This is a genomic window from Enterobacter sp. BNK-13, from assembly GCF_048685015.1.
GTDB classification, from domain to species: domain Bacteria; phylum Pseudomonadota; class Gammaproteobacteria; order Enterobacterales; family Enterobacteriaceae; genus Enterobacter; species Enterobacter quasiroggenkampii.
In genome coordinates this window covers 3,000,291-3,020,658 of sequence record NZ_JBLQTP010000001.1, presented here as the reverse complement: position 1 = coordinate 3,020,658, position 20,368 = coordinate 3,000,291, and the positions used below count along the sequence as shown (strand labels likewise).

Genomic DNA, 20,368 nt, shown 5'->3' with positions numbered 1-20,368 from the left:
CCTCGGCCTAAACTTAATCCTCCGATCCAGTCCTGGCGGGAGGATATGTCAGAGAATCATGAACCTCAGCTGATTCCACCTCAGCTTCACTGGCTGACAGAACAGAATGATATTTATATGGAAATGCCCCGCTATAGCACTGAGGTCTATTGGGGGCTGATGCTATTTCTAATTCCAGTATATTTTTTGGGTATAATTATTGTTGATGCTATATGCTTTTCTGTTAATGATATATTTTTCCATGTTGTGGGGGGGCTTTTATCTATTCTTATTTTGATATTTATAATTTTTTTCTTAAAAATGTATTTCGTTGTTCCCCGTGACCAGCCCGTCCGTCTGAACAGAAAACGTCAGAAAATCTATCTTTTTGAATATAACCGTTCACGTCTGCCGTGGCTGAAGTGGCCCGTGTCCATCAGGTCCTATAACTGGGCTGATGTACATGGCGAAATCCGTTTATCCAGTGCGCGTTACGATTTAGGTTTTCAACTCTATGGCTCAGTTTGCGAACCGGGTACGAACAATGTGATCACCCGCTTTCTGATTACCAAAGAACGCTTTTCACAGGAGCTACTAAGTCAGACCTGGAGTTATCTGTGCATGTACATGAAAAATGACAGCGTATCGGTAGCACCGTTAGAAATGGGTCGTCCAGATTACTGGCGGCCGCGTAAAGCCGACAAATGGCCCGCCGATATGGAACTCGAATCCACCACGGCACCCGGCGCTGAATGTTTTTCTGCCCCGAATCAAAATCCAGTAACTGGCCCCATAACCTGACTTTTGCCATTTTTGTACCCGGAGTTTCTTGGTTTTGCCATCGCTGCTACTGGTTATGCCCTGAGCTGAAGAAATGATTCTGCCCGATACCGTTTGCAGGAACCACATCATGCTTGATGCTACTTAAGAAGGATTTGAGAATGGATATGAAAGCACAGGCAAATAAAAACGCAGCGGCAAGCCAGCAGGCAGCATCCACGCCTTCAGGTGAGGGGCGCGGTCTGGCTTTTCTGGAGTCCGTGGGAACGATGACGCCGGTAATGGCCGGAAAGCTGGATGTGAACGGAACGGACTATCGTCGGGTGGACATGCGCTTGAGCATACCTGGCTGGGTGGCCGGTAGTGGCGGTTGGTTGGTACAGCTGACCGGTGGCGGAAAAACGCTGTTCTCTGAATCTGTTAATGCACCGGGGGCGGAGAACCATCATCAACACACCGGCCCGGAAGGATATTATCTGCATGACTGGTGGAAAACCGGAGTGACAGACGATAGTGGTCAGGAAAAAGCGCCCTGGTGCCAGAATCTGAAGGTCAGTCTTCTGGTGCCGGAAAGCAGCACGCCGGAGGTCACGCTGAATGTGGCGTACTGGCCTGACAGTCAGAATGCGGAAAATAAACTGGGCATAACCATAAACGCGAAACAGGGATGAAAGGATGGGCAAGATTAAGCGACGACTGAAGAGGCAGGCTGAACGTGACGAACGCAATCAGCCACCGCGCTCACGTCTGAATCATCCTGTTGAGGGATGGACAGGGGATTTATCCGATAGAGCAGAAGACTGCGGCTTTCCGCCGAAGCTTATCTGGGTGAATGAGCTTAATGATGTGTGGATGGAAATCCCGCGTTATGTGAATTTAGGCTGGGGAGGTATGTGGCCATGGGTAATTGCATCTGCCCTACCGCTATTCGGTTGTGCTTATTTTATTACCTGGCCGGGTATCATATCAAATATGATTGAATTACTTGCTTTTGGTTCTTGTGCATTCTTTTCATTGTCGTTCTTTATATATCATCTGAAAATGATGTTATTTGAACCCCGTGGCGCCCCGGTCCGCTTCAACCGCAAGCGGCAGAAAGTCTATGTCTACGAATTCCAGAAAAGCGTCTTTCCGTGGAAGCGCTGGCATCCTGTTATCAAGGTCTTCGACTGGAAAGACATTCACGGAGAATGGGTGATGATGCGGGGGCATGCCGACTGGGGACACCGTATCTACTGTGCGGTCTGTAAACCCGGCACGCTGGAGGTGGTGGATAGGTTTATTCTGACCTGGACCGTTGGAGGAACAGATACCGCGGGGGGCTTATGGAGTTTTTGTCTTCACTACATGGAGAAAAAACCGGTACCAACAGCACCGGAGTATCCCGACAAGCCCCGGGACTGGACACCATTTAAAACGGTTCAGTGGCCGGAGGATATAGAGCGGGAATCTACTACTGCGCCCGACGACGAACAATAACATCCGCCTTGATGATGATCGCGGAACAGGTTTTGAGCTCAGACCCGATAGCTGGGGCACGATAAGGGTGCAGCAGGGCATTTTCATCGCTGCAGATGCACAAACCAATGGCCAGGGACAGGTGCTGGCAATGGTTGCAGCCTTAAGCTGGATAGTGTTTGACAGACATTACGCCACGCATAACCGGAGAGAGAAAGGAATTTGATGATGGATATGAAAGCACAGGCAAATAAAAACGCAGCGGCAAGTCAGCAGGTAGCAAGCACGCCTTCAGGCTGTAAGTCGTGTGAGCGTAAGGGGGTTGCGATATACCCGCTACGTGTGGCTGCAGTCCCGTCTTCTCTGGTTAATACCCGGTGGCATCCTGCCGTTCCTCACCAGGACACGGAACTGAAGGGGGGCGAGTTCAAATACGCCCTGCGTACACTGCGCGAGGGCTATGTGTATGTTCTGGCAGATAAACAGGTCTGGTATGCCTACCAGGTCACCCCGCAGGGTTTTTTACGCATGTTCAATGCGAAGGAAATGCCGGAAGGCGGGAAAGTGGAACCTTTGAGTGCCGCCTGTCTTCAGCAGAATCATGATATCCGCAGCAGCTTTATCAATATCGACCCGAAGCATACCCATGCAGCCGTGGCCTTCAGCAATGACCCGTGGCCCCGTGATGTGCTGGCGAAATATAAACAAGCCGGTGCCCCGGCACCGCGTTTTACGCAATTAACGATTGCTGATGGGAAAGCAGTGACAATTGAAGGTGCGGGGCGGAGCCTGACGCTTGACCCCACGCTCTCAACTCTGACAAAGAACGTGCTGGAGTTTGCGACAGAAAAATTCCCGAGTATTGTCGGAAAAGAGGGGCAGCCCGATGGCGCGTATGGTTTTTATCCCCGAAGGGATCTCAGGAAGCAGACGGCGCTGGGTAATAAGGTCGCGGAGTTACAGGAGCTGTACGGTGCAGTGCATGCCATTGTGCTGGATGATGCCATCGGAATGGTTCAGGAACTTAATCACGCCCGCCTGGATGTAGTGGATGCGCTGGCGAAATATCGTTCTAAACCCGCTAATCTTCATCAGGCCACCATTTCCGATACTATTTTATCAATTCAGGAATTGATGACAAAACAGATAGATGCGGATAAAAGCATTAAGCCTGTCACGATCCCGCTTTATGCTGATTCACCCTTCGATGAGGGAATAACCATCAGCCGTGAGGATATGGTTGCCTCCACCAAGCGTTCTGCGCTGGAGAGGATGCAGAAATATTACAGCGAACCCAACCGCGCTAAATTTGCCCGGGAATTTAAAGCCGTGGTGGATGGCTATCAGCAAAAAATGATGGCGGTGGCGAAAGATCTCGATGCCTGGTATCGCTCGGCTTTATGGCTCATGGTGATCAAACAGGACTATTCCCCGGTAACCAGCGTGGTCAGCTGGGCGGCTCAACTTAACACGCTGGCTGCTAACCTCCAGGGGGGAATGGTGGGGTTGGATAAGGATAAATCAGCCTGGCATGACTGGGTGGAAAGTCCGGACAGTCCGCCATTTTTGTCTCTTCTTGGCAAGGAGTCTGGGCTGATTGCGGCGGTCTACAACGGTTCAGCAAACTACACCAATATGAAGACCCTGCTGAACAGTCAGGAAATCTGTGACTTTGTGGACAGCATCAACTTCAGCCAGCCCGTAAGCAGCCTGACGATGTCGATGAACGGCGCATTCAGCATGATTGGCGAGAAGATTTCCGCCAAAGCAAACGCAGGATTCGAGCGGGTACTTCAGGCAATAGCCTATGCTGCAGAAGGTGAACCTGCGGTTACTATTTTTTCGGGTGAAATTACCGTTCGTGAATTTCAGAATATCATGCTTAAGCAACTGGATGAGCACGGCCGTCCCGTTTGGGGGACCATGCGGGGAGGCATCACGACCTCCCATGCCGGTACCTGGCTGCAGGTCACTGATCCCGTCATACTTGAGCGAAAAATTCACGTACGCTATGCATCCTTACTGAAAGATATTGAATCACCGGTCTATAAGCAGGCAGCACGCAGGGCGGGTTCCAGTTCGGCGGCCCTGAGTAAAGGCACGATGCTGAAAGACGGTCGCCATCTTTCTGGATTCCCGAACCTGATCCTGGCACAGGATGCTGTGGATGCCTCTCTCGCATCAGGAGGTATGAGTATGACGCTGGGGGATACGCTGAAAATAGCCCGTCAACAGTACCAGCTTTCGCGACGGGTATTCAGCAGCAGCGGCCTGGGTCTGGTGCTGGGGGCTGCTATGCTGGGTCTGCAAAAAAGAGCCCTGGAGGACAACCTTAAAGCGCTGAAGGAGGCTGTGCCGGGGGATGCGCAGGCGGAAATGAAGCTGGCCTCCAGTGCGCTGATGGTGACGGCATCGGCGGTAGAAATGGTCGGGTTTGGTCATATGATCGCCCGCTGGGGCACCAATCCCTGGGACGTAAAGCCCAATATGATAGTGCGCGGCGCTGAAATCTACGCCCATCCGCTGATCCGGGTTGCCGGGGTGATTGGGGGCGTAGCGTCGATCGTGGATGGGATTGGGATGTATATGAGTGCTCAAGACGCAGGGAAAAATGGTGATTCAACTGCTAAAAATCTATATTTGGGCGCTAGCTTTTTTACAATTTCTGCGGGGGGGGTTGGCATTTTTGCAGGTATTGCTGGAGATTTTGCTTTGTTTGGCCCCATCGGTATCTGCATTGGGCTGGCCATATTAGGTGCCGTACTGGCAACCATGGCGGCAGATGAAGTTCGTTCCCCGCTGGAAGTATGGCTCAGTGACACCTGTTTCGGCCTCAAGCGCGCCGAACACGAAAAACACTGGGATGCTAACAGTCTCGACGATCTTCAGGCCGCGATGAAAGCGTACTACACCATTGCCAGCGGCGTCTCTGCACAAATCCGGCGTGAAAGAATGGCCGAAGTGGTGCTCAATTCTGCCGGGACGGGGCTGGTGGCGGTGCAGGTGAAGTTACCGGGGTGCAGCAAGCTGGGCTCGGACTGGCTGATCGAACTGACTGCCAAAGGAAGCGGGGGGAGCCAGTTACTGACGCAGTCGGCGTCTTCAGGGAAGGTGACAAACGTGAAAACCGCGGCTAAGCAGAGTTTTGATATCACCCCGATGGGAATGGGATCTGCCACCTTGTCTGCTGATTCAGAAATGAAAGAAAGCTGGGAAACAAGCGGGTTACTGCTGCAGGGCGAGTTTGCGTTTAACCGCATGAAATTCAGCGATGTGGAGCTCAACGTGACCTACTGGCCAGATAAACTCAAGCCGGAAGAAAATCTGCAGCTAACCACCAGTGCTTAAGGCAATTAAGGATAAAACAATGTCACAGGACGCATTATTTCAGGGCCAGAGTGAAACTCAGCCAAGGCTTAACCCTCCTATATATCGCTGGCAGGAGGATATGCCGGACAATAACCAGCCTCAGCTGGTGCCTCCCCAGTTAATTTGGTTAAATAAAAAAAACAGTATCTGTATGGAAATTCCGCGCTACGAAGGAGTTGTTTGGGGAGGGATGATTTTTGGTGCCATTATGACGCTGGCTATTATTTTCTTCATGACGGTTCTAGGGTGGTTAATTGAGCAGGAACTTGGTGAAGAGAGGATTTTAATTATTTATGCGATTGGTGATTTCTTTCTCATCTTGCTGATGACCATGTTTTTAAAAATTTATTTTTTTGAACCTCGAGATAAGCCTGTTCGTCTAAATTCAACACGTCAAAAAATCTATACCTTCGATTATAAAAGAAAATGGTGGAATCCCTGGGCCAGATGGCCAACCACTGTCAAAGCCTATCACTGGGCTGATATTCACGGCGAGATGCGTTTTTCAAGCGATCGCTATACCGGAGGTTTTCAGCTGTTTGCTTCCGTCTGTCAGCCAGGAACGCTGAACGTGGTGGAACGCTTCCAGATTGCCTGCGGCTCTCCTGCACAGCTGCAGCAGCTCTGGAGCTATCTTTGCCTGTATATGAAAGGCGAGCCGGTGCCGGATGAGGCAGTCAACAAAGGTCGCCCTGATTTCTGGTGCCCGCGTAAAGCGGATAAATGGCCGGAAGAGTGGGAGCGTGAATCCACTACTGCGCCGGACAGTGAACTTTCTGCTCCCCATGACCATAGCGAACTGCCAGATAAAACGAGCTGATTGCCAGTGTAAAGGACAAGATAATGCCACAGGACACCTTTTTTCAGAGCCAGAGTGAGGCTCAGCCAAAGCTTAATCCTCCCATATATCGCTGGCAGGAGGATATGCCGGACAATAACCAGCCTCAGCTGGTGCCTCCTCAGCTGATTTGGTTAAATACAAAAAACAGTATCTGGATGGAAATTCCTCGTTATGAAGGTGTGATGTGGGGGGGGGCTTTGTTCATGTTTTTTTTCTTTTCTTCTATTTTTATTTTTATTTTCACCAATTCCATCTCAATGTTAATTGATGACTTTGACTATGTAACATTTGCTATTATGCTTTTTTATTATTTGATGCTAGGCTCATTTGTTTTTTTATTTTATAAATTATATTTCGCCATCCCGCGCGATAATCCTATACGCTTGAACAAGCAGCGACAGGCGATTTATACTTTCAATTATAAAAGAAAATGGTGGAACCCCTGGGCCAGATGGCCGACGACCATCAAAGCTTACCGCTGGGCAGATATTCACGGTGAGATGCGTTTTTCAAGTGACCGCTATACCGGAGGTTTTCAGCTGTTTGCTTCCGTCTGTCAGCCAGGAACGCTGAACGTGGTGGAACGCTTCCAGATTGCCAGCGGCTCTCCTGCACAGCTGCAGCAGCTCTGGAGCTATCTTTGCCTGTATATGAGAGGCGAGCCGGTGCCGGATGAGGCGGTCAACAAAGGTCGCCCTGATTTCTGGTGCCCGCGTAAAGCGGATAAATGGCCGGAAGAGTGGGAGCGTGAATCCACTACTGCGCCGGACAGTGAACTTTCTGCTCCCCGTGACCATAGCGAACTGCCAGATAAAACGAGCTGATTGCCAGTGTAAAGGACAAGATAATGCCACAGGACACCTTTTTTCAGAGCCAGAGTGAGGCTCAGCCAAAGCTTAATCCTCCCATATATCGCTGGCAGGAGGATATGCCGGACAATAACCAGCCTCAACTGGTGCCTCCTCAGCTGATTTGGTTAAATACAAAAAACAGTATCTGGATGGAAATTCCTCGTTATGAAGCGATTATGTGGGGGGGGATGATTTTTGGCGGAGTAATTACTCTTGCAGCAACTTTATTTATGTTGGTTATCTCTTTTTTTGTAATAGATGATATTGTCGATAATTTAGGTTTTGGCGTGAGTGGCACAAGTTTGATAATGCTGTTTTTTTTATCAATTTCAGCCTTTTCTCAATGGTTATCTTGTTTTTTAAAATTTATTTTTCTGAACCTCGAGATCAACCCATTCGTCTGAACAAAAAAAGGCAGAAAATCTACACCTTCGATTATAAAAGAAAATGGTGGAACCCCTGGGCCAGATGGCCGACGACCATCAAAGCTTACCGCTGGGCAGATATTCACGGTGAGATGCGTTTTTCAAGCGATCGCTATACCGGAGGTTTTCAGCTGTTTGCTTCCGTCTGTCAGCCAGGAACGCTGAACGTGGTGGAACGCTTCCAGATTGCCTGCGGCTCTCCTGCACAGCTGCAGCAGCTCTGGAGCTATCTTTGCCTGTATATGAAAGGCGAGCCGGTGCCGGATGAGGCAGTCAACAAAGGTCGCCCTGATTTCTGGTGCCCGCGTAAAGCGGATAAATGGCCGGAAGAGTGGGAGCGGGAATCCACCACCGCACCAGATGGTTGCGTTCCTGTTATTCGGACTCGTGAAACGCTGCCTGAATAAGTGATATTATGGACAGTCAACAAGGACAGGAAAATGACCGACATTTTGTTTGCTCGCGCTAAACCGAAGCTTAACTCTCCCGTCAGTGCCTGGAAAGCGGACATGCCGGAAAACAGTGAGCCACAGCTGGTGCCTCCGCGGCTTATCTGGATGAACAAGATAAATGATGTGTATCTTGAAATCCCCCGTTATGATAAAGGGATGACATGGTGGGGGATGATTCCATTAGCATTAGTAGTGCTTTTGTTTTTAGGGTTTATGTTAACTATGTGTGCTTTGATGCTGCAATACGTAGATGGCTATGCAATACCTTGCTTGGCAATATTGAGCGTTGTGGTTTTATCGACACTGACATTTTTCTGTTTGAAAATTGCATTCGTTACACCTCGCGATCAGCCAATTCGTCTGAACTGCAGACGACAAAATATTTATGTCTTTAAATATAAAAAAGATCGTATCCCCTGGTTTAAATGGCCTGTCATTATAACCCGATATAACTGGACTGATGTTCATGGTGAAATCCGGTATTGCAGCGATCGCTACCGCTCGGGACATCAGCTATGGGGCTCGGTCTGCGAGCCGGGAACGTATAATGTCATCCATCGTTTTCAGCTTGCAGACGGAGAGCCTGCAGAGTTACAGCAGGTCTGGAGTTTCCTCTGCCTGTATATGAAAGGCGAGCCTGTGCCTGCAGAGCCCAAAAATAAAGGCAGGCCCGACAGCTGGCGTCCACGAAAAGCAGATAAATGGCCGGAAGAGTGGGAGCGGGAATCCACCACCGCACCAGATGGTTGCGTTCCTGTTATTCGGGCTCGTGAAACGCTGCCTGAATAATTGGTATTATGGACAGTCAACAAGGACAGGAAAATGACCGACAATTTGTTTGCTCGCGCTAAACCGAAGCTTAAGTCTCCCGTCAGTGCCTGGAAAGCGGACATGCCGGAAAACAGTGAGCCACAGCTGGTGCCTCCACGGCTTATCTGGATGAACAAGATAAATGATGTGTATCTTGAGATCCCCCGTTATGACAAAGGGATGACATGGTGGGGGATGATTCCATCAGCAATATTCACTTTTGGAATAATGGTTTTAGTTATATTAGTTTGCGTGCAGATATCTGAATATATAGATGGTTACGCAATGCCTGGCTTGATAATGTTAAGTGTCATTTTTTTTTCAACAATGATTGTATTTTTTTTGAAAATTGCATTTATAACGCCACGAGAACAGCCACTTCGCTTAAATCGTGGTAGATGTAAAATTTACGTATATAAATACAAAAAAGACCGTATCCCCTGGGTGAAATGGCCGGTCATTATCACCCGATATAACTGGGCTGATGTTCATGGTGAAATCCGGTATTGCAGCGATCGCTACCGTTCGGGCCATCAGTTATGGGGCTCGGTCTGCGAGCCGGGAACGTATAATGTCATCTATCGTTTTCAGCTTGCAGACGGAGAGCCCGCAGAGTTACAGCAGGTCTGGAGTTTCCTCTGCCTGTATATGAAAGGCGAGCCTGTGCCTGCAGAGCCCAAAAATAAAGGCAGACCCGACAGCTGGCGTCCACGAAAAGCAGATAAATGGCCGGAAGAGTGGGAACGGGAATCCACCACTGCACCAGATGTTGAACAACCATCCGTTTCACACCAAAAAATATTAACCGCCTCTGCAAAATAACCTCTGGCAGGAATTTGGTGAGTTCACTCTTAGAATGCAGCCAGCCTGCTATCCATTGCCGTTACCTCAAGACAAGAACCGTACTATGCCTGTTGATCTAAAAAGCATGCCAGATGTCAGCGCCAGGCCTGCATCCCTCAGATTTGCTAGCTGGATGATGGTGCTGATGATCCTGATTGGATTCAGTATCGTCATATCCCGTCTGGTGACGGGAAAAAATAACCTATTGCTGACCGTGGGCGGTCCCGCGATTATGCTTGGTGGGTGGCTGTTTATTTTGTTCGTGATTTATCTGTTGCGTGCAATTTCCGCCAATGCGCGAGACAGGGAGCGGGAAAAGACGATCCTCAAAGAAGTTCGTCGGGGCAGACGTGCGCTGCAAATTCTGGCGGCTGAATGCTGCACGGCGCACTCCTCTGCGAATAAACCGTTTACGGCCATTGGCAGCAATCTCGTGAAAAATGAAAATGTCTTTTATCCCCAGATATCCTGGCGCGGGGAAGAAGATACCCGCCTGAGTCAGATAACCCGTACCGGGGGAACCAAAGAAGAGCAGCATCTTCAGGCATTATTCAGGGCGCTAACCCACAAACTGACGCAACCGCTGTCTTTTCTTCCAGCAGACAAGTCCGTAATGATGCTTCTGGAGCACTCCTCATCTATATCTGAGGAGAAAGCCTTCGCCCTTTTTTGGGACGCACTGCAGCAGTCAGGTATTCAGCAACCTGTTTCTATCCTTACCGGGAGAGGTGCGCAGGCGATAGATGACTGGCTCGACCACCATATCCGCAGCGAGTCTGTCCTTCTGGTGGTGTCGTGGCAATACGCCCCACTCAATACCTCAATGTCCGCTGAAGCTATAAGCGGAATACTGCTTGGGAACCGACTGACGCAGGACATCCTTCCGCCGCTGGCCTTTCTTCACCGCCCTGAAGCTGGAGAAGGAGAGCCTGACGCGTTGCACTATGCCATTACTCAGGCGCTCGATTGGGTGCCGGTTAGCACCGAAAAGCCGGAACATCTTTGGCTTAGTGGGGTTGATGCTGAAACCGAAGCGCATGCCACTTTGATGAAAGGTATTAGTGCTACAGGTCTGAAAAATGTCGACCCGCAGATGGGTTTTCATAATTTCAATGATTTTCTGGGTAATCCCGGTAATGCATCACTATGGCTTGCCGTGGCAGGTGCCACACAATCAATACAACAACAACCGGCACATCATTTACTGATTAGCCGCGATCAACAAACTGGAAAGGTCTGGAATATGGTGGTATCCCCTGCGTCTTCCGCTAAGGAAGGCGAAGCATGAGGCGCTTCTTCTCGCTGTTTAAAAAACCGGAAATTGTGTTCTGGCTTGTGGTGTTAATTGCGCTGGTTTGCAGCCTTGCTGTGGTGAGTATCGTCTACTTGCTGCCTGAAAGGTTACAGCTCATCAGGGAAACCTCCGGCTGGTATGCCTGGCTGAGCGGTTCTGTGGCAGCAAGTATTGCACTGGCCATAACTGGAGTATTTCTTTTCTTTGGTGCGCGAGCTGAAGGTAAACGCAGCTTCAGTAAAGAGCGGCAAAATGCGCAGGGTGATGATGTGAAGACGCCAACAAAGAAAGATGTAACTTCCCTATCTGCTGCAGTGACGACCAGTCAACAGATCCTCATCCACCTTCGCCGTCGCTACTCCTTTTTATGGCACAGCAAAGTTCGTCTTCTGCTTGTCACCGGCGATGAGGTGGCAATCGAACAACTGGTACCAGGCCTGCAGGAAAACCAGTGGCTTGAGTGTAATCGTACCGTTCTGATTTACGGCGGGAGTCTGACTGCTGAACCAGACCAGGAAAAATATACCGCGCTACGAAAACTGCGTCGCTGGCGCCCACTGGACGGTATTGTACGCGTCATACCCGCGTCGCTTAATCTGAGCCCACAAACTAGCGACAACGATTTACGTGGGCTGGAAAAAATTAGCGAACTGCTCGGATATTCCGCGCCGGTCTGGCTGTGGCAGCTGTGTGACAGCAAATGGACGCAGGAGAAACGTATTGAACAGGCGGTAGGTGCCAGCTTCCCGCTGCGTGCCAAAGCTGACGATATTACCCATCAGCTTGAGCTGATGCTACCTGCATTGCGGACGCAAGGGGTGAGTCAGGTTATTGAGAGCAATGGCAACGACTTCCTGCTGCGCTTGGGCCAGCACCTCAAAGAAGGCGGTATCGTCCGCTGGACTCAGCAACTGGTGCCATGGCTGTCAGCCTCACAGCCGCGTGTTCCACTGCGTGGCCTGATGTTCAGCCTGCCGGAGAAAAAACCTGCTGAAACGTCAGAAGCTGCAGATGCTGCATCTGTTGACGCTGAGAAGTATGTTCCCGAATCACAGCGTCACGCCCTGATCCTGCCCGTAACCTGGCAGGGCATTGTGGATGACTGCATCCGTGTGCGTGGCCGCCGTGTCGGTATGGCCTGGGAACAGACGCTGGCCTGGACACTGATGACTATCATCGGTATCTGGGGAGCGGGAATACTGCTGTCGTTCGCGATCAACCGCATGCAGATAGTCTCTGTTGCCGAGCAGGCGCATGCGCTGGTGGAGCATCCTTCCGTATCGGATTACCAGCTCACGGCTCTGCATACCCTGCGTAATGACGCCGGCCGCCTGCAGCACCGTATTCAGGAAGGAGCGCCCTGGTACCAGCGCTTCGGTCTGGACCATAACCAGCAGCTGCTCGATGCGTTGCTGCCCTGGTACGGCGTGGCAAACAACCGCCTGATACGCGACCCGGCGAATCAGGCGCTGACACAAAAACTCAGCGCATTGGCAAACTCTGCCCCCAACAGCGACCAGCGTGCACAGCTGGCGAAGCCGGGTTATGACCAGCTTAAAGCCTGGCTGATGATGGCCCGTCCGGATAAAGTCGACGGCGCGTTTTATGCGCAGACCCTGAAAACCGTGCAGCCGACACGAATGGGTATTTCTACCGGTCTGTGGCAAAGCCTGGCGCCGGATTTATGGGCCTTCTACATCACCGAACTGCCTAAGCAGCCACTGTGGAAAATCACACCGGATGCGCAGCTGGTCAGCCAGAGTCGCCAGTTGCTGCTGCAGCAAATTGGGCGTCGTAACGCTGAAAGCACACTTTATGAAAATATGCTCAAGTCAGTGCGTCGTAACTTCGCCGATGTCTCCCTGGAGGACATGACCAGCGGTACCGATGCGCGTCGACTTTTTACTACTGAGGAGGTCGTGCCGGGCATGTTCACCCGCCAGGCCTGGGAAGGTGGCATTCAGCAGGCTATCGAAAAGGCTGCAAATTCCCGCCGGGATGAAATTGACTGGGTGCTGAGTGATTCCCGTAAAGCCGTATCGGCGGATCTGTCGCCAGAAGCGCTCAAAGCACGCCTGACAGAGCGTTATTTCATTGACTTTGCCGGCAGTTGGTTGAATTTCCTTAACAGCCTGCACTGGAACCCGGCAAACAATATTGCGGACGTTACTGACCAGCTTACGCTGATGAGCGATGTCCGCCAGTCGCCACTGATTGCCCTGATGAATACCCTCGCCTGGCAGGGACAGACAGGCCAGCAAAGCGAAGGTCTTTCGGACTCCCTCATCAAATCGGCTAAAGATCTCGTCGGTGGAAAAGATAAACCTGCCATTGATCAGTCTGCGTCAGGGCCGCAGGGGCCGCTGGACGATACCTTTGGCCCGCTGCTACAGCTTCTGGGTAAAAACAAAGGTGGTAATGTCATGTCGGCGGACAACTCCCTGAGTCTGCAGACGTATCTGACCCGTATCACCCGCGTGCGTCTGCGACTGCAGCAGGTGGCCAGCGCTTCTGACCCGCAGGCAATGATGCAGACCCTGGCGCAGACCGTATTCCAGGGCAAAAGCGTGGACCTCACCGACACTCAGCAATACGGCAGCCTGATTTCGGCAAGTCTTGGCGAGGAGTGGAGCGGATTTGGCAGCACAATGTTTGTGCAGCCGCTGACCCAGGCCTGGGAGACCGTGCTTCAGCCGTCGGCTGCCAGTCTGAATGACAAATGGAGCCGTTCGGTTGTCGCGAACTGGCAAACTGCCTTTGACGGTCGTTTCCCGTTTGCTGCCAGCAAAAGCGATGCCTCTTTACCGATGCTGGCTGAATTTGTGCGTAAGGACAGTGGACGGATAGAGCGCTTCTTGTCGACAGAGCTCAACGGTGTGTTGCACAAAGAGGGTAGCCAGTGGGTACCGGATAAGGTCAACAGCCAGGGGTTGAACTTTAACCCGGCCTTCCTGCGGGCCATTAACCAGCTGAGCCAGCTGTCAGACATCCTGTTCACCGATGGCAGTCAGGGCATCAGCTTTGAGCTGCAGGCGCGTCCTGTGCCACAGGTGGTGGAGACGCAGCTGACCATTGATGGACAAAAGCTGCACTACTTCAACCAGATGGCCGACTGGCAAAGCTTCCGCTGGCCGGGAGAGACTTACAAGCCGGGAACGATGCTGACATGGACCACGGTCAACGCCGGTGCGCGTCTGTTCGGGGATTACAGCGGGACATGGGGCTTTATCCGCTGGCTGGACTTGAGCAAGCGTCAGCAGCTTGACCGCAGCCAGTGGATGATGAGCTTTACCGCACCGGATGGTCGCACCCTGCAGTGGGTGCTGCGCTCACAACTTGGAAAAGGCCCGCTGGCGCTGTTGGATCTGCGTGGTTTCAAGCTGCCGGATCACATATTCAGTGTCGACAGCGTGGCCACCGCTCAGGCGCTGATGGCTAATACGGAAAACAATGACATGGAAGGTGTCGAATAATGAGCACATTGCAGAATTTGGTTACCGCCTGTCAGGCTGGCGATGCTCAGCTGCGTGAACAGGCGCAGACGCGCACGGATAACTGGCAGCCCTGGCTTGCTCCGGTAAGCGTAGCCAGTCCGACAGGGGAAGACCCGGGATATGACGATGATTTTCAGCGTATCCGCGAAGAGGTTAATAAGCTCTCCGGGATTGATACTGAACTGATATGCACGCTTGCTGAAAAGTTACTGACCACCACGGCCAAAGACATCCGGATTGCGACCTACTACTGCTGGGCGCGACTGCACCAGGATGGCGAAGCCGGCTTTGCCGAAGGGCTTGAACTGCTTGCCGGATTATTGCAGCGCTACGGCATGCAGCTTCACCCGCAGCGGGACCGAAGCCGCAAGGCTGCACTGGAATGGCTTGCCGGTAGCCGTGTCCTGGACAGTCTGTCACTGTTTCCGGAGGTCATCCGCGAGGATGCACAGCGTACCGCCGGGGCCTTGCTGCTCATCAGTACCCGTCTGGAGACCGAGCCGGAAGCATCGCGGCCAGAGCTGAATGCCCTGTACAGCGGGCTGGAGTCTCGCCTGATGAAGGCCGGGGGTGTGGATGCCGTGGTACCGCAGAACGCAGGGAATAAGGCGCAGTCACAGCCCTTTACGCATGCGACCGAGTCAGATGCGCCGGTTCTGAACCGCATCACCTCCGGTCAGGATTTGCTGGCCCAGGCCCGTACCCTGACGGGATATCTGCGCGAGCAGCCTGATGGCTGGCTAGCCGCACACCGGCTGATGAAAAGCTTGCGCCATGACACGCTGAGAGCGATCCCTGCACCGGATGCCGAAGGGAAAACACGTATCGAACCACCGCGGGCTGACCAGCGGGCAATGCTTAAACGGTTGTACCTGCAACAGAGCTGGCTGGAGATACTGGAGCAGGCGGACAGCACCTTCTCGCGTGGCGCTAATCACCTCTGGCTGGATTTGCAGTGGTATATCCACCAGGCTCTGGTGAAATTGGGGCACGATGTGCTGGCCGATATCATCATCGCCGATCTGAAAGGGCTGCTGAGCCGTCTCACAGGACTTGAAACGCTGGCCTTTAATGACGGAACGCCGTTTGCCGATGAGGTCACGCTCAACTGGATAAATCAGAGCGTGCTGGGCGATTTGTCCAGCTGGCGGGATGAGCCGGTCAGTGCTGCTGGTGAGACAGATAACGATATCCTGCTCCTCGAGCCGGAAGCGCTGGATAAAGCGGACACTGACGGTCTGGATGCCACACTTCACTGGCTCCAGACCCGTCCAGGTTGCGACTCTACAAAAGACAAATGGCTGCTGCGCCTGCTGATGGCCCGCATAGCCGAGCAAAAGGGTAAAAATGAGCTGGCCCTGCATCTGCTGGGTGAACTCGATAGCGCCGCACGGTCAATCACCCTCACGCAGTGGACACCGGCGCTGTTATTTGAAGTGAAATCGCGCCGCCTCAGACTGCTGCGTATGAAAGCCGCTCGTAGTGAAACCGATAAATCACGCCTTCAGCCGGAGATGGACCAGCTTCTGGCAGGTTTGATTGCACTCGATCCGGCCAGCAGTGCAGTGCTTTGCGGTTGAATGGTAAATGAACTCAGGATGTGAAAGATGGCGAAAGGTTATTATCTGGTAAAGGGTGATATGACTACTTGCGGTGGAAAAATTCTTGAAGGTGACCCGACCGACACGGTCATGGGGATCCCTCTAGCCCGGGAGCAGGAGAATGTGACCTGCGGAAAGCATGCTGGCACGTACAAGATAGTGGGACATATTCCTAACAATAATGCCAATGGGCGGAAATATGCGGGTTCGCTGCATAGCACCAGCAGTTGTCCCTGTGGCGCAAAATTTATCCCTTCCCGGCATGAACGTACTTATGGTGGCTAATAACAACATCTGCCATCGTTATGTTTTTTCAACTTATGCTGAAGGTACACCAGGGTGCAGCTGTGCTCTGAATCCAAAGAAAACTAAGTAAAAATAAATATGGACGACTTAACCCTGCGTTATTACGACGCTGAAATGCGCTACCTGCTGGAAGCTGGCGAAGAGTTTGCCCGTGCTCACCCCGAGCAGGCAGCAATGCTCAACCTTGATAAAGCCGGAGCGCGCGACCCGTATGTTGAACGCCTGTTCGAGGGCTTTGCCTTCCTGATGGGGCGCTTGCGTGAAAAGCTCGATGACGACCTGCCTGAACTGACCGAAGGGCTGGTCAGCCTGCTGTGGCCGCATTATCTGCGCACCATACCGTCGATGTCGGTGGTGGAGTTCACCCCTGACTGGCGTGAGATGAAAGAGCAGATGCGCATCGCCAAAGGTTTCGAAGTGAACTCGCGGCCGATCGGCGAGAAGGCCACGCGATGTCGGTACACCACAACCAAAGAGATCACGCTCCTGCCGTTGTCGCTGGAGCAAGCCCGCCTGTCGACTGACCCTGACGGGCGTTCGGTTATCAGCCTGCGCTTTAACTGCAGCCATCTTGCCGACTGGAGTCGTATCGATCTCAGCCAGATCCCGCTCTACTTCAACGCTGATGCACCGCTGGCCTGCGCCATGCATGAAGCCTTTACCATGAACACAGCGCGCCTCTGGATACGGATGCCGGGCGACATGGGCAGAAGACCGCTCGACGGGTATTTCACCGCGCTGGGCTTTGGCGATGATGACGTCCTGTGGCCGAAGGGAAGCAGCAGCTTTAGCGGCTATCAGCTGCTGCTCGAGTACTTCACCTTCCGTGAGAAATTCATGTTCACGGGGCTGCGTGGGCTCGAGACCGTGGCCTTTCCGGCTGAGCTCCCATGGTTTGAAATCGACGTGGTGCTGGCAGAACGCTGGGAGCATGATTTCAGCTTTACCGAAAAGCATCTGCGCCTGAACTGTGTGCCGGTGATTAACCTGTTCCCGCTGGAATCCGATCCGCTGACGCTCAATTCCCTGCAGACCGAATATATGCTGCGCCCGATGCGCGTGCAGGATGGCCATACCGAGATATACGCGGTGGATTCGGTGATGTCATCAAGCCAGCATACCTACGTGCCATTTTCAAGCTTCCGCCACAAGGGCGGAATGATGCGTCATGAAGCCCCGGAATATTACTACCACACCCGCGTGCGCCGTGGCCCGTCGGGATTGCATAACACCTGGCTTATCCTCGGCGGGGAAGCGTTTGATAACCACACGGTGCCGGAGGATGAAAGCCTGTCGCTGACGCTAACCGGCACCAATGGCCAACTACCTCGCAGAGCGTTGCAAAGTACCGTGCTCGATACAGTGATGAAAACCACTTCAGCCAGTATCGCCGTGCGCAACCTGTGTGCGCCGACGCTGCCTTGTTATCCCCCGGCACAGGATCGCTTTCACTGGCGTGTGCTGAGCCATCTCGGCAGCGGCTTCCTGTCGATGATGGACAATGCCGACGTGCTGCGCGGCACGTTGGCGCTGTACGAGTGGACTGACAGCGAGATGAACCGCCGTCGTCTGGAGGCGATTATCGATGTGAAGCACAGTGAAACGGAACGCTTTGAGCAGGGATATCTGGTGCGCGGGGTGCAGATTGAGGTGACGCTTGAGAGCAACGGCTTTGCCGGGCGCGGCGATATCTGTCTGTTCGGCGAGATGCTGAGCCGCTTCTTTGCACTGTACACCGATATCTATCTGTTTAACCGCCTGTTTATTATTCTGCAACCGACCGGAGAGCGCCTGGAATGGGAAGAGAAGCACAACCGCCGTATTCCCGGCTGACCCCGCGGCTGGAGGCCGATCTTCACCGCATCAACTTTTATCGTTTATGCCAGCTACTGGAGAAGCGCCATCCGGACAGGCCGCTGATGGGCTCTACCAGCCATCCGGCGGATGACCCGGTACGCTTTGCGCCGCACCCTGGAATGGGGTTCCCGGCCAGTGAACTGAAGGCTGTCGAGTATGACGAGGGTGATGACAGCAGGCCACCGCTTATCCGCACGACCTTTATGGGGATGTACGGTGTTGATTCGCCTCTACCGACCGCCTATCTCGATGACATTTCCCAGCGCCGGGAAGGACATGAGGCGCTGCAGGGGTTTCTGGATATTTTCAGTCATCGCATCCTGACGCAGTTTTACCGCGTCTGGCGTAAATACTCGTATCCGGCCACGTTTGAGCCCGGAGGTACCGACAGCATTTCGCAGTCGTTATTGGGTCTGGTTGGTCTGGGAATACCGGGCACTGCGAATCATATAGCCACGCCAGTGTCCCGCTTTCTGGCGCTACTGGGTGTGCTGCAGCAGCCGGGCAAAACTCAGGAAGGGATGCAGGCACTGGTGCGCCTGCTGGCGCCCGATACGACGGTGCAGGTGAGTCCGTATTGTCTCCGGCCTGTAGATATTGACAGGCCGCTGGGTTTTTACGGTGACGAAGAGTTTCTTCTTGATGGCAATACGCCTCTGGGTGACGAAGCGATGGATGCCGGCAGCCAACTGCTGGTTGCTCTCGCAACGGACAACGAACAGGAAGCGCAGGGCTGGAAACCGGATGGCCAGTTGTACCTGGATTTCCTGGTAATGCTACGGGTATATCTGGGCTGGCGGTTTAAAGCCAGAATTACCCTGACCACTTCCGTACGTCTGCTGGCCGTTCCACCGCTTGGAGACAATCCTTTCTGGCTGGGACTGAACGGCGTGCTGGGCGCTGATGATGATAGCCTTCCGGATGATATTCCTGAGACCTTTACGACAGAGCTGGGTTATTACAGTGGCCTGGAGCCTGCAAAAACACAACAAGGAAACAGACGTGTTACGTACAAGTTTAATTAAGACTACGCGTTGGCTGATGCCGCTGATAGCACTCACTCTGACGGGCTGTGGGGTAACGCAGAGCGTCACCGACGGTACCAGATCGGCGTTCAATTCTGTGTTCTATAAAAAAATTAAAATCCTGCATCTGGATTTTACCGCACGTGAAGCGCTGAACACCGACTCCCGTGAAAGTAACTCGCTGTCTCAGCCGGTGGTGATAAGGGTTTACCAGCTTAAAGACCGCAAAACCTTTGATAAGACGGTGTATCAGCAGTTGCTTCAGGATGATAGCACCATTCTGAAAGACGACATGCTGGCCAGTCGTGATGTCGTGGTGAAACCGGGTGGCGATGCAAACCTTGATATGCCAATGGAAGAAAAGGCGCAGTTTGTCGCGGTGGTAGGGCTGTTCCGCCATCCGGATATGGACAACAACGCCTGGAAGCAGGTTATCAAACGCAGTGACCTGGATCCGGATAAACCACGTATCCTGGAAGCAGGTGATAACTCTCTGACGCTGCAACCGCTTAAGGACGACTGATGCCCTACGGACATAACACGCCTTCGCTGTATGAAATGTTAACGGGAAATTTTACAGGTGGCCTCAATCTCAACCAGGTCAGTGAGGAAAATCAGGTCATCCTCTCGGTACTGGATAACATGCAGCGTATCCTCAACTGTCGTGCCGGCACGCTGGCGCATCTGCCTGACTACGGCCTGCCGGATATGACCAAAATCCTGCAGGGCATGCCGGGAACGGCCCATGAGCTGATGGGCACTTTGTCTTCCGTCCTGCTCAAATATGAAACCCGCCTGAAAAAAATAACCGTTGTCCTGCTGGAACAGAACGTCCCCGGCGAACTGCGCTATGCCATTGACGCTGAACTTAAAGGGATTGGCCTGGTGCGCTACGGGACTGAATTTATGCCCGAAGGACGGGTCCTGTTAAGGCATCTCAGGCAACAGCAGTATCTCGACACCACTCTTCGTATATAAGGTCC

At 52.5% G+C, this 20,368-nt stretch carries 15 protein-coding genes and 3 pseudogenes; all 18 read left to right on the top strand.

Features of this window, described 5'->3' with window-relative positions:
- Window positions 1–45 precede the first annotated feature (45 nt).
- The 18 genes and pseudogenes from ACMGGQ_RS14585 to tssE all read left to right on the top strand — a co-directional run bounded on the left by ACMGGQ_RS14585 (window position 46) and on the right by tssE (window position 20,363).
- Complete coding sequence (locus tag ACMGGQ_RS14585) at window positions 46–780, top strand: DUF6708 domain-containing protein (RefSeq protein ID WP_420290210.1); 735 nt, start codon at window positions 46–48, stop codon at window positions 778–780.
- A 140-nt stretch (window positions 781–920) separates the two neighbouring features.
- Window positions 921–1,430, top strand: coding sequence for a hypothetical protein (locus ACMGGQ_RS14580; protein WP_420290209.1), 510 nt, complete (start codon window positions 921–923; stop codon window positions 1,428–1,430).
- A gap of 4 nt (window positions 1,431–1,434) precedes the next feature.
- On the top strand, window positions 1,435–2,238 hold the full coding sequence (locus ACMGGQ_RS14575; protein ID WP_420290208.1) for a DUF6708 domain-containing protein: 804 nt from the start codon (window positions 1,435–1,437) through the stop codon (window positions 2,236–2,238).
- Window positions 2,213–2,386 (top strand): annotated as a pseudogene (locus ACMGGQ_RS14570) (type VI secretion system Vgr family protein); the annotation flags it as partial. The gene ACMGGQ_RS14575 and the pseudogene ACMGGQ_RS14570, both read left to right, overlap by 26 nt.
- 56 nt (window positions 2,387–2,442) lie before the next feature.
- Window positions 2,443–5,565, top strand: a complete 3,123-nt coding sequence (locus ACMGGQ_RS14565) for a T6SS effector BTH_I2691 family protein (protein WP_420290575.1) — start codon at window positions 2,443–2,445, stop codon at window positions 5,563–5,565.
- Between the two features lie 100 nt (window positions 5,566–5,665).
- Window positions 5,666–6,406, top strand: a complete 741-nt coding sequence (locus ACMGGQ_RS14560; RefSeq protein ID WP_420290574.1) for a DUF6708 domain-containing protein — start codon at window positions 5,666–5,668, stop codon at window positions 6,404–6,406.
- Window positions 6,407–6,510: 104 nt separating this feature from the next.
- Complete coding sequence (locus ACMGGQ_RS14555; RefSeq protein ID WP_420290573.1) at window positions 6,511–7,251, top strand: DUF6708 domain-containing protein; 741 nt, start codon at window positions 6,511–6,513, stop codon at window positions 7,249–7,251.
- Between the two features lie 104 nt (window positions 7,252–7,355).
- Window positions 7,356–8,110: pseudogene (locus ACMGGQ_RS14550) on the top strand (DUF6708 domain-containing protein).
- Between the two features lie 33 nt (window positions 8,111–8,143).
- A complete protein-coding gene (locus tag ACMGGQ_RS14545; RefSeq protein ID WP_420290207.1) occupies window positions 8,144–8,944 on the top strand; it encodes a DUF6708 domain-containing protein in 801 nt (266 codons plus the stop codon).
- A gap of 33 nt (window positions 8,945–8,977) precedes the next feature.
- Window positions 8,978–9,787: a DUF6708 domain-containing protein gene (locus tag ACMGGQ_RS14540; RefSeq protein ID WP_420290206.1), complete on the top strand. Its 810-nt coding sequence runs from the start codon at window positions 8,978–8,980 to the stop codon at window positions 9,785–9,787.
- An 85-nt stretch (window positions 9,788–9,872) separates the two neighbouring features.
- Window positions 9,873–11,096 carry a hypothetical protein gene (locus ACMGGQ_RS14535; RefSeq protein ID WP_420290205.1) on the top strand — a complete coding sequence of 408 codons (1,224 nt, stop codon included), beginning with the start codon at window positions 9,873–9,875 and terminating at the stop codon, window positions 11,094–11,096.
- On the top strand, window positions 11,093–14,575 hold the full coding sequence (locus tag ACMGGQ_RS14530; protein WP_420290204.1) for an ImcF-related family protein: 3,483 nt from the start codon (window positions 11,093–11,095) through the stop codon (window positions 14,573–14,575). Before ACMGGQ_RS14535 ends, ACMGGQ_RS14530 begins: the two co-directional genes overlap by 4 nt.
- On the top strand, window positions 14,575–16,176 hold the full coding sequence (tssA, locus tag ACMGGQ_RS14525; RefSeq protein ID WP_420290203.1) for a type VI secretion system protein TssA: 1,602 nt from the start codon (window positions 14,575–14,577) through the stop codon (window positions 16,174–16,176). Before ACMGGQ_RS14530 ends, tssA begins: the two co-directional genes overlap by 1 nt.
- Window positions 16,177–16,203: 27 nt before the next feature.
- Window positions 16,204–16,473 (top strand): annotated as a pseudogene (locus ACMGGQ_RS14520) (PAAR domain-containing protein); the annotation flags it as partial.
- Between the two features lie 108 nt (window positions 16,474–16,581).
- On the top strand, window positions 16,582–18,336 hold the full coding sequence (gene tssF / locus ACMGGQ_RS14515) for a type VI secretion system baseplate subunit TssF (protein WP_420290202.1): 1,755 nt from the start codon (window positions 16,582–16,584) through the stop codon (window positions 18,334–18,336).
- Window positions 18,300–19,385 (top strand): type VI secretion system baseplate subunit TssG, encoded by a 1,086-nt coding sequence (tssG, locus tag ACMGGQ_RS14510; RefSeq protein ID WP_420290201.1) that lies wholly within the window; start codon window positions 18,300–18,302, stop codon window positions 19,383–19,385. The genes tssF and tssG overlap by 37 nt, the downstream gene beginning before the upstream one ends.
- The gene (gene tssJ, locus ACMGGQ_RS14505; RefSeq protein ID WP_048029648.1) at window positions 19,363–19,908 is read left to right on the top strand and encodes a type VI secretion system lipoprotein TssJ; all 546 of its coding nucleotides are present in this window, start codon (window positions 19,363–19,365) and stop codon (window positions 19,906–19,908) included. Before tssG ends, tssJ begins: the two co-directional genes overlap by 23 nt.
- Window positions 19,908–20,363, top strand: a complete 456-nt coding sequence (tssE, locus tag ACMGGQ_RS14500) for a type VI secretion system baseplate subunit TssE (protein ID WP_420290200.1) — start codon at window positions 19,908–19,910, stop codon at window positions 20,361–20,363. The genes tssJ and tssE overlap by 1 nt, the downstream gene beginning before the upstream one ends.
- Window positions 20,364–20,368 lie beyond the last annotated feature (5 nt).

Coding starts and splice junctions, on each gene's coding strand:
- ACMGGQ_RS14535 (WP_420290205.1), top strand. CDS start 9,873: ATGCCTGTTGATCTAAAAAGCATGCCAGATGTCAGCGCCAGGCCTGCA.
- ACMGGQ_RS14585 (WP_420290210.1), top strand. CDS start 46: ATGTCAGAGAATCATGAACCTCAGCTGATTCCACCTCAGCTTCACTGG.
- tssG (WP_420290201.1), top strand. CDS start 18,300: ATGGGAAGAGAAGCACAACCGCCGTATTCCCGGCTGACCCCGCGGCTG.
- ACMGGQ_RS14540 (WP_420290206.1), top strand. CDS start 8,978: ATGACCGACAATTTGTTTGCTCGCGCTAAACCGAAGCTTAAGTCTCCC.
- ACMGGQ_RS14575 (WP_420290208.1), top strand. CDS start 1,435: ATGGGCAAGATTAAGCGACGACTGAAGAGGCAGGCTGAACGTGACGAA.
- ACMGGQ_RS14580 (WP_420290209.1), top strand. CDS start 921: ATGGATATGAAAGCACAGGCAAATAAAAACGCAGCGGCAAGCCAGCAG.
- tssA (WP_420290203.1), top strand. CDS start 14,575: ATGAGCACATTGCAGAATTTGGTTACCGCCTGTCAGGCTGGCGATGCT.
- ACMGGQ_RS14565 (WP_420290575.1), top strand. CDS start 2,443: ATGATGGATATGAAAGCACAGGCAAATAAAAACGCAGCGGCAAGTCAG.
- ACMGGQ_RS14545 (WP_420290207.1), top strand. CDS start 8,144: ATGACCGACATTTTGTTTGCTCGCGCTAAACCGAAGCTTAACTCTCCC.
- ACMGGQ_RS14560 (WP_420290574.1), top strand. CDS start 5,666: ATGCCGGACAATAACCAGCCTCAGCTGGTGCCTCCCCAGTTAATTTGG.
- ACMGGQ_RS14555 (WP_420290573.1), top strand. CDS start 6,511: ATGCCGGACAATAACCAGCCTCAGCTGGTGCCTCCTCAGCTGATTTGG.
- tssF (WP_420290202.1), top strand. CDS start 16,582: ATGGACGACTTAACCCTGCGTTATTACGACGCTGAAATGCGCTACCTG.
- tssE (WP_420290200.1), top strand. CDS start 19,908: ATGCCCTACGGACATAACACGCCTTCGCTGTATGAAATGTTAACGGGA.
- ACMGGQ_RS14530 (WP_420290204.1), top strand. CDS start 11,093: ATGAGGCGCTTCTTCTCGCTGTTTAAAAAACCGGAAATTGTGTTCTGG.